We start from the raw sequence: 13,198 nt of genomic DNA, 5'->3' as shown, positions 1-13,198 counted from the left end.
ATTCGATGCGGCGAAGGTACAGAGTTACGCGTGGGCAGCCGGTGAAACCCATGTGAAAAAAGTCTTGGGATCCGCGATTACAAATTCCGTAGGACAAAATCCTTTCAGCTCTGGGAAATGCGGCCGATACAAACCTGCTAACACCCTTGCTGGCTCAAAAAAACAACAATCTTCCAGCCTAACCGACGACAAGAAACCCAACGTTTCTGGAGGAATTGTGATGAATAGCTGGTTCGGCAACATCAGCGTGAACATGAAATTGGGCCTGGGCTTCGGCCTCGTGCTGGCCCTGACCTGCGTGCTGGCCCTGACAGGCTGGACCAGCCTCGGTGGCCTGATCGACCGCAGCAACTGGATGAGCGACATCACCCAGCTCAATGCCGGCCTGACCAAATTGCGCGTGGTGCGCCTGCAATACATGCTGACCAACGGCGATGAAACCGCCGCGCAGAATGTGCAGACCACCCTTGAAAGCTTCGCCGCGCAACAGCAGAAGCTGATCAACAGCTTCAAGAGCCCGGAAAACGTCAAACTGCTCAAGGAGCAGGCCGCGACCATCGCTGAGTACCAGACGTCGCTGAACAAAATGCGCAACGCCTATCGCACCGGCAACAGCGCGCGCGACACCATGAGCGCCAACGCCGAGACCGCGTACAACCTGATCGAATCGATCAGCAAACGCGTGCAGCAGATGGACATGAGCGAACAGCGTTTCGAGCAGTTCCAGGCAATCACCGCCGCCAAGGAAGCGTTCATCCTCGCGCGTTACGAAGTGCGCGGCTACACCGCCACCACCAACGCCGAAACCGAACAGAAAGCCGTCGGCCAGATCGACGCGGCCATCGCCAGCCTCAAGTCATTGAATGCGCAATTTGCGGCGACTCAACAGGATGTCTTGCGCCAATTGGAATCCGCGTTGACCAGCTACCGCGGTGCGCTGATGGCGTACAAGAATGCCAACACCGATGCCGTGCAGGCGCGTAAGGAAATGACCGACCAGGGCACCACTATCGTCGCCCTGAGCGAGCAGCTGTATCAGATCCAGCTCGATCGCCGTGACGCGGAAAGCGCCCAGGCGCGTACCTTCCAGCTGATCAGCACCCTGCTTGCCCTGCTGGTTGGCGTGATTGCTGCGGTGATCATCACCCGTCAGATCACCCGTCCGCTGCAGGAAACCCTGGCCGTGGTCGAGCGCATCGCCAGCGGCGACCTGACCCAGAACGTCACCGTTACCCGCCGCGACGAACTCGGCGTGCTGCAACAAGGCATCGCGCGTATGGGCGTGACCTTGCGCGACTTGATCAGCGGCATCCGCGACGGCGTCACCCAGATCGCCAGCGCCGCCGAAGAGCTGTCGGCCGTAACCGAGCAGACCAGCGCCGGTGTGAACAGTCAGAAGGTCGAGACCGATCAGGTCGCCACCGCGATGCACGAGATGACCGCCACCGTGCAGGAAGTCGCGCGCAACGCCGAAGAAGCTTCGCAAGCCGCCGCGGCCGCTGACGGCGAAGCCCGTGAAGGCGACAAAGTGGTCAACGAAGCCATCGCCCAGATCGAGCGTCTGGCCAGCGAAGTGGTGCGCTCGACCGAAGCCATGAGCGTGCTGCAACAGGAAAGCGACAAGATCGGCAGCGTCATGGACGTGATCAAAGCCGTGGCCGAACAGACCAACCTGCTGGCCCTCAACGCGGCGATCGAAGCGGCACGTGCCGGTGAGGCCGGTCGTGGCTTTGCCGTGGTCGCCGATGAAGTGCGTGGTCTGGCTCAGCGCACACAGAAATCCACCGAAGAAATTGAAGGCCTGGTCGCCGGTCTGCAGAACGGCACCCAGCAAGTCTCGGCCGTGATGAACAACAGCCGCGCCCTGACCGACAGCAGTGTGGCCCTGACCCGCAAGGCCGGCGCATCCCTGGAAAACATCACCCGCACGGTGTCGAACATCCAGTCGATGAACCAGCAAATCGCCGCCGCTGCCGAACAGCAGAGCGCCGTGGCCGAAGAGATCAGCCGCAGCATCATCAACGTGCGCGACGTCTCGGAACAGACCGCAGCAGCGAGTGATGAGACCGCCGCGTCGAGCGTTGAACTGGCGCGTCTGGGTGGCCAGTTGCAGCAGATGGTCAGCCACTTCCGCGTTTGACCTTCACCCTGCGGTAAATTAAAGATCGATTCGCGGGCAAGCCCGCTCCCACAGGTTTTTGCGTCGTTCACAGAGGGTGTGTTCGACTCGTTAACTGTGGGAGCGGGCTTGCCCGCGATTACGTTCTGACAAGCACTACTGATGTTTGGTCATTTCGCGCGAAGGCAAATCCAGATCAGCTCCGCCAGCGCAACTAAACCGTTCATGGATCCGACTCCCCCAACCGCCGTGGATTTGAAGGTACTCAAGCGTGCTCGTCAACTGCATCCACAGTCATGCGTCGCGCAAGCGTCAGCGATTTACTTTAGCCGCCTTTTCAAATTACCTTTCAGGCCTTCATCCGCCCACGCGGCCGTCGATCAGAGGAAGGGATCATGCAATCGCTCGGCTTCACCTCGGTTCCGCCCCTGCTCAAGTACCTGCGACACGCCGAACAACTGGGCATGGCCATCGAGCCGGCGTTGGCGGCGGCGGGTTTGCAGGCGCAGCAGTTGAGTGACAACACCCTGCGGTTGCCGGGTGAGGCCCATGAAAAGCTGCTGGATTATTTCTGCGAGCACTCGGGCGATCCGTTGTTCGGGCTCAATGCGGCGACTTTCGTCCTGCCCAATTCGTGGAGTGTGCTCGGTTACATCACCATGAATTGCGCGACGCTGGGTGATGCCATGAGCCGGATCATGCCGTTCGAAAAACTGGTCGGAGACATGGGCGTCAGCCGCGCCGAAGTGCTGGACGGCCAGGTGCACCTGATCTGGACCTGCCGTTATCAGCGCCCGCGGATTCGTCGGCATTTGGTGGAAAACGTACTCGGTTCGTGGCTGCACTATGCGCGCTGGATTGCCGATACACAGCTCTCGCCCGCCGCTGTCTGGCTGGAACATTCGCGCCCGGCGGACACCACGTTGGCGCAGTACGAGCAGTTCTTCAATTGTCCGGTTTTGTTCGATCAGCCTTATTCGGCGTTGATCGTGCCGCTGGCGTATCTGCAGTTGCCGTTACGCCAGGCCGATGCGCAACTGCTGCGCACGCTGGAAGAACACGCAATGGGCCTGATGGCGACACTGGAGGATGCATCGCTGGAGCAGCGGGTCAAAAGCATCCTGCGTCAGTTGCTCAAGGAGGGGCTGCCGCGCAAGGAGCAAGTGGCCGAACGGCTCGCGGTGTCGGTGCGGACGTTGCAGCGTCAGTTACAGCAGGCGGGAACGTCGTATCAGCAGATTCTCGATGATTTGCGTCAGGAGCTGGCTGAGCATTATTTGCTCAACAGCACGCTGCCGATTCAGGACATTGCGCAGTATCTGGGGTTTACCGAACCGAGGTCGTTTCATCGCGCTTTCAAGGCTCGGCGAGGGATGCCGCCGGGGGAGTTTCGGCAGAGGCATCGTGGGTGATTGTTCGGGCCTATTCGCGAGCAGGCTCGCTCCCACAGTTGATCTCCGTTGTTCACAAAGTTGATGTTCACCGCCGACCCAATGTGGGAGCGAGCCTGCTCGCGAAGACGTCAGTCACAGCACCTCAGTCCGACAGATAAATCGCCTGTTTCATCGCACACTAAACACCGCTAACCAAAGGTGTTTAAGGACACTCAGCGTTACGGGAAACACCCCACAAATCCTTGCGCCGCTGCCTACGCCTGCGCCAGAATCCGCCGGCTTGTGCGCCCTGAGCAGGCTGCGTAACTTGATTCGGTCACTGATTCCCAGTGATCGGGTTTAGTAGCCCGTGGTAATTCTGCTGGTCGTGCATTCATCACAGGTGTTCCTACCTGAGCTTGATGGTGGCTGTATGTAGGGCGCTTCGGCGCGCCGGCTTAAGCTGAGTTCCCCGGTCTACTAACCTGCGTACAGCTGCCACCCCTTCGTTTAGTAGCAAAGGGTTGGCGCTCAATGAAGGGAACACAGCTAATGTTCAAAGTAACGCCAAACCCGCCGGTCACCGACCCGGCCTCCCCCTACGAATCCGCCGATTCGAAGAAATTCCACGAAGCCGCCGAGCGCGCCCTCGACCACTATCTCGCCCCACCCACCGCGCAGATCATGGCCACGCCTTACCAACCCAACCGCCTCTACATGGCCAACCCGGCATCGGCGACCGAACCCCTGCTGGTCGACGCCTGCGAAACCCTGGGCTCGGCCTCGGTGATGCTCAACGACTTCGCCGCCGTGCTCGAAGGCCCGCATCGCAAGACCCTGCAAGGCATCGCGCAAGTGGTGATGGTGGCGGAGATGGCGGTTAATCAGGTACTGGATAAATTCGTGCCGACCGAGTAACGAAAAAGCCCGCGACTCCAACTGTGATGGTTAGGTGGCGGGCTTCTCTTTGCGGTGTGCCATTTCCCCTCACCCCAGCCCTCTCCCAAGGGAGAGGGGGCCGACCGAGGTGGCTGACGCTATACATCGACCTGAATGATCGAGTCGACTATGGATTCGACCGAGCAGGTTCAGGTCGGTGTATCTCTCAAGCATCCCCGGGTCAGTCCCCTCTCCCTCCGGGAGAGGGCTAGGGTGAGGGGCTTTTCGCTTCAGAGACAAATCGCGTTGGTAAACACCAGCCGATTGCCAAACGGATCGACGATCGTCATGTCCTGACTGCCCCAAGGCATCGCCTGAATACCCGGGTGCGAAAACTTGTAATCCTTGGCCACCAACTGCTGCTGAAACGCCTCCAGCTCATCGGTCTCGATGCGCAGCGCCGAACCCGGCGTCGCATCGCCATGATGCTCGGACAGATGCAGCACACACTCGCCCCGCGACACCTGCAGATACAACGGAAAATTCGCCTCGAAGCGATGCTGCCAGTCGATCTTGAAACCGAGAAAATCGACGTAGAACTCGACAGCTTTGGCTTCATCGAAGATCCGCAGGATCGGGGTGGTTTTGCCGAAGCTCATGGGGTGCTCCCTGACTGATTGGCCCCACAGTGTAGACGGGGTGGATGTCAGCAATTCGGCCTGTTGATGGCTTTCTTTAATCTCACAGTGCCACTATGCGACACAGTTCAAAAGATCGCGGCCTTCGGCAGCTCCTACAGGGGCTTCGTGGTCACTTGAAACCTTTGCGCAAATCTCCTTCCCGCGCGAGGAATCGCCCTTCCCTGCGCCCATTCGCCTGCCCATCGCAATAGCTCAAAACACCGTTGATCCACACGCCGTCGATACCCTGTGCGGCACGTTGCGGATCATTGAAGTCCGCCACATCTCGCACCGTCGCCGGATCGAACAACACCAGATCCGCCCAGTAGCCTTCACGAATTTCGCCGCGTTCCTTCAAACCAAATCGCGCTGCCGACAGACCGGTCATCTTGTGCACAGCGGTATGCAGCGGAAACAGCCCGACGTCGCGACTGAAATGTCCGAGCACTCGTGGGAAAGCACCCCACAGACGCGGATGCGGGAACGGGTCTTCCGGCAGTCCGTCAGACCCGACCATTGATAACGGATGGGCGAGGATTCTTCGTACATCCGCCTCGTCCATGCCGTAGTACACCGCGCCTGCCGGTTGTAGGCGTTTCGCGGCATCGAGCAGCGGCAGATTCCATTCGGCGGCGATATCAATGAGGTCGCGACCGCTGACTTCCGGGTGCGGCGTCGACCAGGTGATGGTAATGCAGTGGGCGTCGGTGACTTGCTTGAGATCCAGCGTCGAAGAACTCGCCGCATAGGGATAGCAGTCGCAGCCGACGTGCTGGGTTTTCGCCGCTTCCTCCAGCGACGCGAGCAGCTGCGGACTGCGCCCCCAGTTGCCGACACCGGCACATTTGAGGTGGGAAATAATCACCGGCGAACGTGAGTGACGGCCGATGCTGAACGCTTCATCCATCGCCTCCAGCACCGGTTCGAATTCACTGCGCAGGTGCGTGGTGTACACCGCGCCGAACCCGGTCAGTTCTTCGGTGAGTTGCTTCACTTCATCGGTGGAGGCGTTGAAGGCGCTCGCATACGCCAGGCCTGTGGATAAACCCAATGCGCCGTGTTCAAGGCTTTCGCGCAGTTGCGTACGCATCGCGGCGATTTCGTCCGGCGTCGCGGTGCGGAACAGGTCATCGAGGTGATTGCTGCGCAACGCCGTATGACCCACCAGTGCTGCGACGTTCAACGTGGTGTTGGCCGCTTCGACCGCCGCGCGGTAATCGCTGAAACGTGGGTAAACGAATGCCGCCGCGGTGCCGAGCAGGTTCATCGGATCCGGCGGATTGCCCTTCAATGTCACCGGCGAAGCGCTGATTCCGCAGTTGCCGACAATTACCGTGGTCACGCCCTGGCTGAGTTTTGGCAGCATCTCCGGTTGGCGAATGACCACGGTGTCGTCGTGAGTGTGCACGTCGATGAAACCCGGCGCCAGCACGCGGCCGGCGGCGTCGATTTCCTCGGTGGCGCTGATGCCATGCAAGTCGCCAATACGCTCGATGCGGCCCGCTCGAATCGCCACATCGGCCGTGTAACCGGGCACGTTGCTGCCATCAATGACTAGGGCATTGCGAATCAGAGTGTCGTAGAGCATGTCAGTCTCCCAGCGGCAGGTGATCGTCGCCGCCACGGTATTCGTCGAGGGCGAGTTTGATCCGCCGCAGACGTTCTTGATTGTCTTCAGGATTGGCCAGCGCCAGTTCGGTGGCGAGCACGTCGATGGCGAGCAGCATGCCGTAGCGCGCCGCCGTCGGTTTGTAGATGAACGAGGTTTCCGCGCCTTGCAGCGGCAAGACGATGTCTGCCAGTTCTGCCAAGGGTGAATCGGCGCGGGTGATCGCCAGAATGCGCGCGCCGTAGTTGCGCGCCAGTTCGACGGTCTCGAGCAATTCCGGGGTGATGCCGGTCAGCGAACAGACAATGACCACGTGTTCGGCGTTCAGGCTGGCGGCGGTGACGCGCATCATCACCGCGTCGTGACACACCGCAATCGGATAACCGAGGCGCACCAGGCGTACCTGCAATTCGTCGCTGCACAGGGTCGAGCAACCGCCCATGCCGAACGCGTGAATCATCCGCGCCTGGCCGAGCATTTTCACCGCGTCGGCAAAACGTGATTCGTCGAATCCGGCCAGGTGCTGACGCAGCGTGGTTTCGATATCGCCGACGATCTGCCCGTAGAACGCCGATTGCTCAGGCGTGCCCGCCGGGTCGAGAAAGCGGCTGCCAACGCCGCTGGCCTGGGCCAGTTGCAGGCGCAGATCACGCAGGTCGCGACAGCCCACCGTGCGGGCAAAACGCGACAGCGTGGCGGTGCTGACTTCGGCGCGTTGCGCGAGGTCTTCGAGGCTGGCGCTGGCGGCAAAACCGACGTCGTCGAGCATCAGCCGGGCGATGCGGCCCTCGCCGGCGCTGAAGGAATCCTGGCGGGAGCGGATCTGATAAAGGATGTCCATGTCGGCGGGCTCCGGTTACAGCAGGTAAGAAAGGCCGACGGTCAGACCGAACGCGACTACCGAGATCAGCGTCTCGAGCACGGTCCAGGTCTTGAACGTCTGCGCGACCGTCATGTTGAAGTATTCCTTGATCAACCAGAAGCCGCCGTCGTTGACGTGGGAAAAGATAACCGAGCCAGCGCCGGTCGCCAGCACTAGCAGCTCAGGGTGTGGATAACCCAGACCAATGGCCACTGGCGCGACCACGCCGGACGCAGTGGTCATGGCCACGGTCGCGGAGCCGGTGGCGATGCGCATCAACGCAGCGAACAGCCAGCCCATGAGCAGCGGTGACAGGTGGAATTCATGGGCCAGACCGACGATCTGATCGGTGACACCTGCGTCGACCAGAATGCGGTTGAGACCACCGCCAGCGCCGACCAGCAACGTGATGCTGGCGGTCGGCGCCAGGCATTCGTTGGTGAATTTCAGTATCGATTCACGGTTGAAACCCTGGGCGATGCCGAGCGTCCAGAAACTCAGCAAGGTCGCCAGCAGCAAGGCAATCACTGAGTTGCCAATGAACAACAGAAACTGGTTGAAGCCGCTGCCCGGCGTGGAAATCAGGTTGGCCCAACCGCCGATCAGCATCAGCACAACCGGTAACAGAATGGTCGCCATGGTAATGCCGAACCCCGGCAGTTTGTCGCGCGGTTCGCGCTCGAGAAATTGTTTTTCCAGCGGGTTATCCGCCGGCAACTGAATGCGCGGCACGATGAATTTGGCATACAGCGGCCCAGCAATGATCGCGGTCGGAATGCCGATGGCGATCGCATAAAGCAAGGTCTGCCCCACCGAGGCCTGATAGGCCTGCACCGCGAGCATCGCCGCCGGGTGCGGCGGCACCAGCGCATGCACCACCGACAGGCCGGCGACCATTGGCAAACCGACCATCAGAATCGACACGCCGACGCGCCGTGCCACGGTGAAAGCGATCGGCACCAACAGTACAAAACCGACTTCGAAGAACAGCGGCAAGCCGACCAGAAACGCGATGCAGACCATCGCCCAATGCGCGTTGTTCTCGCCGAACTTGTCGATCAGCGTGCGCGCCATCTGCTCGGCGCCACCGGACTCGGCCATCATCTTGCCGAGCATCGTCCCCAGCGCCACCACCAGCGCAATATGCCCCAGCGTCTTGCCCACCCCGGCCTCATACGCCCCCACCACGCCCGACGGCGGCATCCCGGCCACCAGTGCCAGGCCGATGGAAATCAGGGTGATGACAATGAACGGATTGAGCCGGTAACGGGCGATCAACACGATCAACGCAATGATGGCAACGGCGGCATAGACCAGCAGCCAATAGCCGAAGGAAGGCGTCATGCGGTACTCCTCGAAAGGGTCACGTTCGAATGGGTTGTGAAACTCATAAATCATTTCGAGATCGAGATTTCAAACCGCATGAAAGTAATTTTCGTTGAGAGGCAAGATGTGTCGCTGACGGATACGTCTTGTCGTGATTAATGAAAATCACGGGGCGGGATTTACATACTTATGCATACAACGCAAAACCCTGTGGGAGCGAGCTTGCTCGCGAAAACGGCTTCACATCCAACATCTCTGCCGACTGATCCACCGCTTTCGCGAGCAAGCTCGCTCCCACAGTTTTGATCGCATTCCTCCAGACAGAAATGCGCAAAACCTGTGGGAGCTGGTGGACGACTCACACCATTTGGTTACGAATCCATTCAACCACCGACGTGCGTTTCGGTGCCCAGCCCAGCAGTTCGCGGGCGTGTTTGCCGCGTACGCGGCTGTTGGAGCCGAGGCCGTAGTTGGCCATCTCGTAGCCCCATTCGGCTTCGGCGTCTTTCAACGGCCAGTCTTGCGGTTGGCCCAGGTTCAGCGCTTCGGCCATGGCCGTGGTCATGTCGATGAACGACGCTTCGCCGCTTTCAACGAAGTAGAAAGTACCCGGCACGTTCCTGGTCAGCGCCAGCAGATACAGGGCGACGACGTCTTCGATGTGCACGTTGGACCAGATGTTCTGGCCTGTGCCGACATGGCGCACCACGCCGCTTTTACGCGCCTGCTTGAGCAGTCGCGGCAATTGCACGCTGTCGCGGTTGACGCCCAGGCTGTGGCCGTAGATCAGCGTGTTGCAGATCACCGCCGAGTTCACGCCGTCCTTCGCCGCCGCGAGGATCAGGTTGTCGATCGCCACGCGCGCAGCTTTGTCGACGGTCGGTTCCGGCAGGTTGTCTTCGTAGTAGATGACGTCGCTGGATTTGCCGCCCGACGCATCGCCGACAATGCTCGAACCGCTGGTGTGCAGGAAGACTTTGTTGGAACCGCGCAAAGCATCGAGCAACGCTTCAACCGCGCCGCGATGGTCGCTGCTGGCGGCATTGATCACGGCATCGGCAGCACGGGCCTGTTCGGCGAGCAGTGTGTTGTCGTCGAGAGTGCCGATGACCGGGGTGATCCCGATGGCTTTCAGCTCTTCAGCCTGTTCGGCGCTGCGCACCAAACCGGTGACTTTATGACCGGCCTGAACCAGACCGGTAGCAATCGAGCCGCCGATAAAACCGGCAGCGCCGGTGACGAATACGTTCATGGAGTAACTCCCTGCGTGAGTAAGTGATGGGACGAGTATCGACCTGTGGGTCGGAGGGAAAAACCCGCCCCCGGCCAATTCACTCTTGCGCAGAGGTCACGAATCAGCCCTTGAAATCGGCGCTGGCGTAAGCCGCGAGTTTGCTCTGGATGAAATCGAGGAAGCATTGAATGCGCAGCGCCAGTTGCGAGTTCCGGTAGTACACCGCGTTGATCGGTTGGCGATAGCCACTGTTGAATTCGCCCAGCAGCACTTTCAGGCGCCCGGCTCGAATGTCATCGATGGTCATGAAGTGCGACAGGCAGGCAATGCCCTGCCCCTCCAGCGCCAGATGGCGTACGGTCTCGCCGCTGGAAGCGCTGATTGCCGGGGTAATCGGCCAGCGGTCACCGTGCACATAGCGCAGCGGCCATTGGTTGAGGCCTTCGTTCTGGGTGAAGCCGAGCAAGGTGTGGTCGCTCAGATCGGCGACTTGTTGTGGCGCGCCGTGCTTTTCCAGATACGCAGGGCTGGCGACGATCAGCAGCGGACTGCAACCGAGCGAGCGCGCATGCAGTGTCGAGTCCGCGAGATTGCCGATGCGGATGGCGACGTCAGTGCTTTGTTCCAGCAGGTCAATGATCAGGTCATTGCTGTTGAGTTCAAGCTGGATGTCCGGATAGAGCCGGCGGAATTCGTCAATGTACGGGACCACCGCGTGGAGCATGAACGGTGACGCGGCGTTGATCCGCAAGCGTCCGGACGGAGTCTGCTGACGCGAGGACAGGCGTTCTTCGAGTTGATCCATCTGATCGAGAATCAGCTTGGCCTGTTCGAAGAAATACTTGCCCTCTTCGGTCAGGTCCATGCGCCGCGTGGTGCGATTGATCAGCGTAGTGTCGAGCTTGGCTTCCAGCTTCGACAATGTGCGGCTGACGGCTGACGGCGTCTGGCCGACTTGCTCGGCAGCGGCGGAGATGGAACCGCACTCGATCACGCAGACGAAAATCTGCAACTCATCGGATCTGGCTTTCACGGGTGTCCTCAAATCGATTGGCCTGCCCCGCAGGCTCAGGCCTTCGATAGTAGCCGAGCATCAGCCCTTGAGACCAAACACCTCGGTCAAATGCTGCTCATAACGCGCCACATCAGCCTCGATATTCGGCCGCTTCATCACGTCGACACAGAGGAACGTGGGCAAACCGGTCATACCGAGAAACTCGTTGGCCTTATGAAACGGGAAGTACACCGCATCCACGCCTTTGGCCTCAAAGAAATCCGTCGGGTCATCGAAGGCCTGCTGCGGTGCGTTCCAGGTCAGCGACAGCATGTACTGCTTGCCCTGAATCAGACCGCCGCTGCCGTACTTCTGCGATGCATCGGAACGGGTGCGGCCATCACTGGCGTAGAGGCTGCCGTGGCCTTCGGTGAAGACTTCGTCGAGGTACTTTTTCACCGTCCATGGCGCGCCCATCCACCAGCCGGGCATCTGATAAATGATCACGTCGGCCCAGAGGAATTTGGCGACTTCTTCAGCAACGTCATAGCCCTCGTCGATGAAGGTGGTCTTGACGTCGACACCGCCGCGATCGAGCACGCTCAGTGCGGCTTCGTGCAGGGTGGTGTTGTAACGACCGTCGGAGTGGGCGAATTTTTTACCGCCATTGAGCAACAGCACTTTTTTCATGAGAAAGCCTCGGCGCAGCCACTGGCTGGATAGAGAAGGGAAACTGGAATGGCGGCAGATTAACGATCCGCCTCGCGCGGAATAAGCCGAATTTGCGCAAAATACATTTGATCAAAAAGCACGAATCGAATGCCGATTGTTGCCATAGCATTTGCGGCCATCAAAATTTGAGGAGTTGCTGCGATGAGTGAACGCCAGGGTTTTATCCTGCACGCCAAGACCCGCCCGGAAAAAGCCGAGGCCTTCGAGGCGTTGTTTCGTGCTTACGTAGAGCCGAGCCGCGCAGAGCCAGGCTGCATCGAGTACCACATGCTGCGCGACAAGGAAGATCCGTCGCTGTTTATCTTCTACGAGATCTGGGCGTCGCAAGAGCACCTGGATGTGCATTCGAATCTGCCGCACATGAAGGCATTCTTTGCACAACGCATGGACTATCTGGAGCGCGATTTTGATATCCGCCAGATCGACATGCTCAGCGAAGCCTCGGCTAACCGCTGATCAACAAGTGGCTGCCAAGCGCGGCCATACCGACAAAGAACACCCGCTTGAACAGCACGGCGCTGATGCGTTGCCGCAGCCATTGGCCAAGCAACATCCCAAGAATGGCCGGGATCAGCGCCAGCAGCGAGGCACCGAGTTCGCCGCCACCGAGGGCGCCCCGCCAGAGTAATCCTGCGGCCAATGCCAGCGTTGAAACGGTGAATGACAGGCCCAGCGCCTGCACCAGTTGATCGCGATTCAAGCCCAGGGCTTGCAGGTACGGCACAGCTGGGATCACGAACACGCCGGTGGCTGAAGTGATGACGCCAGTGATCAAGCCGCACGCCGGACCCAACCAGCCTTCATGGCGCGGGTTCACGCTCAGCGTTGGCAGAAACAAACCACTCAATGCATAGAGCAATAGCGCCGCGCCAAGTCCGCGCACCACCCAGTGCCCGCCTGCCATGCCGATCGACAACGTGCCGATAGCGGTACCAAGGAAGATCATCAGCAGCATCGGCCACAGGCGTTTGACCAACCCTCGTAAATGCCCGCCGAAAGCCAGTTGCCAGACATTGGTCAGGGTCGCCGGGATGATCAGCAAAGCGGCTGCCTGCGACGGTGCCATAGCCAGACCGAGCAACCCCATGGCGACGGTGGGCAGGCCGAGGCCGATCACACCTTTGATCAGGCCGGCCAGAATGAAAGTCATCATGACCAGCAGAGACAGGGCCAGACCGAGGTGGTGGTAAAAGTCTGTGAGTGTGTTCATGGCGCTACTGTGCGCCTGTGGAGGCTGGCCGAAAATCTGCCATATACTGAGGCTGCCTCTCTCCATACAAGAGGCTGATCTTTCTTTGAAGCCTCTGGCCTCATCGCGAGCAGGCTCACTCCTACAGGTTTTGCGTTCGCCTCTGATCCCATGTAGGAGTGAGCCTGCTCGCGATGAGGC

12 protein-coding genes and 1 pseudogene are annotated in these 13,198 nt (G+C 59.8%); 5 read left to right on the top strand and 8 right to left on the bottom strand.

The annotated features are described in order from the left end of the window. Positions 1–220 precede the first annotated feature (220 nt). From ACM6IV_RS01090 to ACM6IV_RS01075, 4 genes and pseudogenes are all read left to right on the top strand, one after another. Positions 221–1,282: pseudogene (locus ACM6IV_RS01090) on the top strand (methyl-accepting chemotaxis protein); the annotation flags it as partial. Further along, entirely contained in the window at positions 1,277–2,140 is an 864-nt protein-coding gene (locus ACM6IV_RS01085) for a methyl-accepting chemotaxis protein (protein ID WP_370593494.1), read from the top strand. The pseudogene ACM6IV_RS01090 and the gene ACM6IV_RS01085, both read left to right, overlap by 6 nt. A 374-nt stretch (positions 2,141–2,514) precedes the next feature. Next, a complete protein-coding gene (locus tag ACM6IV_RS01080) occupies positions 2,515–3,531 on the top strand; it encodes an AraC family transcriptional regulator ligand-binding domain-containing protein (RefSeq protein ID WP_414868385.1) in 1,017 nt (338 codons plus the stop codon). A 513-nt stretch (positions 3,532–4,044) separates the two neighbouring features. After that, a complete protein-coding gene (locus tag ACM6IV_RS01075; RefSeq protein WP_414868384.1) occupies positions 4,045–4,410 on the top strand; it encodes a DUF6124 family protein in 366 nt (121 codons plus the stop codon). 251 nt (positions 4,411–4,661) lie between these two features. Here the strand turns inward: ACM6IV_RS01075 and ACM6IV_RS01070 are convergent, their stop codons facing one another. From ACM6IV_RS01070 to ACM6IV_RS01040, 7 genes are all read right to left on the bottom strand, one after another. After that, positions 4,662–5,030 carry a glyoxalase superfamily protein gene (locus ACM6IV_RS01070; RefSeq protein WP_095051026.1) on the bottom strand — a complete coding sequence of 123 codons (369 nt, stop codon included), beginning with the start codon at positions 5,028–5,030 and terminating at the stop codon, positions 4,662–4,664. Between the two features lie 151 nt (positions 5,031–5,181). Continuing rightward, positions 5,182–6,639 carry a D-aminoacylase gene (locus tag ACM6IV_RS01065; RefSeq protein WP_414868383.1) on the bottom strand — a complete coding sequence of 486 codons (1,458 nt, stop codon included), beginning with the start codon at positions 6,637–6,639 and terminating at the stop codon, positions 5,182–5,184. Between the two features lies 1 nt (position 6,640). After that, positions 6,641–7,501: a MurR/RpiR family transcriptional regulator gene (locus ACM6IV_RS01060; RefSeq protein ID WP_414868382.1), complete on the bottom strand. Its 861-nt coding sequence runs from the start codon at positions 7,499–7,501 to the stop codon at positions 6,641–6,643. Positions 7,502–7,516: 15 nt separating this feature from the next. Beyond that, on the bottom strand, positions 7,517–8,866 hold the full coding sequence (locus tag ACM6IV_RS01055) for a GntP family permease (RefSeq protein WP_414868381.1): 1,350 nt from the start codon (positions 8,864–8,866) through the stop codon (positions 7,517–7,519). A 340-nt stretch (positions 8,867–9,206) separates the two neighbouring features. Beyond that, positions 9,207–10,100, bottom strand: a complete 894-nt coding sequence (locus ACM6IV_RS01050; protein ID WP_414868380.1) for an NAD-dependent epimerase/dehydratase family protein — start codon at positions 10,098–10,100, stop codon at positions 9,207–9,209. A gap of 103 nt (positions 10,101–10,203) precedes the next feature. Continuing rightward, complete coding sequence (locus tag ACM6IV_RS01045) at positions 10,204–11,115, bottom strand: LysR substrate-binding domain-containing protein (RefSeq protein WP_414868379.1); 912 nt, start codon at positions 11,113–11,115, stop codon at positions 10,204–10,206. A gap of 60 nt (positions 11,116–11,175) precedes the next feature. Continuing rightward, on the bottom strand, positions 11,176–11,766 hold the full coding sequence (locus ACM6IV_RS01040; protein ID WP_095119572.1) for an NAD(P)H-dependent oxidoreductase: 591 nt from the start codon (positions 11,764–11,766) through the stop codon (positions 11,176–11,178). 183 nt (positions 11,767–11,949) lie between these two features. Between ACM6IV_RS01040 and ACM6IV_RS01035 the strand changes: the two genes are divergently transcribed. Continuing rightward, on the top strand, positions 11,950–12,264 hold the full coding sequence (locus ACM6IV_RS01035; protein ID WP_414868378.1) for a putative quinol monooxygenase: 315 nt from the start codon (positions 11,950–11,952) through the stop codon (positions 12,262–12,264). Here ACM6IV_RS01035 and ACM6IV_RS01030 read toward each other — a convergent pair. Next, the gene (locus ACM6IV_RS01030) at positions 12,254–13,018 is read right to left on the bottom strand and encodes a sulfite exporter TauE/SafE family protein (protein WP_414868377.1); all 765 of its coding nucleotides are present in this window, start codon (positions 13,016–13,018) and stop codon (positions 12,254–12,256) included. The genes ACM6IV_RS01035 and ACM6IV_RS01030 overlap by 11 nt on opposite strands. Positions 13,019–13,198 lie beyond the last annotated feature (180 nt).

Source organism: Pseudomonas sp. IT-347P (assembly GCF_949768005.1).
Lineage (GTDB): Bacteria > Pseudomonadota > Gammaproteobacteria > Pseudomonadales > Pseudomonadaceae > Aquipseudomonas.
Note: the sequence above shows the minus strand (reverse complement) of the source record. Positions and strands in the feature narration are given on the sequence as shown.

Coding starts and splice junctions, on each gene's coding strand:
- ACM6IV_RS01085 (WP_370593494.1), top strand. CDS start 1,277: ATGGGCGTGACCTTGCGCGACTTGATCAGCGGCATCCGCGACGGCGTC.
- ACM6IV_RS01080 (WP_414868385.1), top strand. CDS start 2,515: ATGCAATCGCTCGGCTTCACCTCGGTTCCGCCCCTGCTCAAGTACCTG.
- ACM6IV_RS01075 (WP_414868384.1), top strand. CDS start 4,045: ATGTTCAAAGTAACGCCAAACCCGCCGGTCACCGACCCGGCCTCCCCC.
- ACM6IV_RS01070 (WP_095051026.1), bottom strand. CDS start 5,030: ATGAGCTTCGGCAAAACCACCCCGATCCTGCGGATCTTCGATGAAGCC.
- ACM6IV_RS01065 (WP_414868383.1), bottom strand. CDS start 6,639: ATGCTCTACGACACTCTGATTCGCAATGCCCTAGTCATTGATGGCAGC.
- ACM6IV_RS01060 (WP_414868382.1), bottom strand. CDS start 7,501: ATGGACATCCTTTATCAGATCCGCTCCCGCCAGGATTCCTTCAGCGCC.
- ACM6IV_RS01055 (WP_414868381.1), bottom strand. CDS start 8,866: ATGACGCCTTCCTTCGGCTATTGGCTGCTGGTCTATGCCGCCGTTGCC.
- ACM6IV_RS01050 (WP_414868380.1), bottom strand. CDS start 10,100: ATGAACGTATTCGTCACCGGCGCTGCCGGTTTTATCGGCGGCTCGATT.
- ACM6IV_RS01040 (WP_095119572.1), bottom strand. CDS start 11,766: ATGAAAAAAGTGCTGTTGCTCAATGGCGGTAAAAAATTCGCCCACTCC.
- ACM6IV_RS01035 (WP_414868378.1), top strand. CDS start 11,950: ATGAGTGAACGCCAGGGTTTTATCCTGCACGCCAAGACCCGCCCGGAA.
- ACM6IV_RS01030 (WP_414868377.1), bottom strand. CDS start 13,018: ATGAACACACTCACAGACTTTTACCACCACCTCGGTCTGGCCCTGTCT.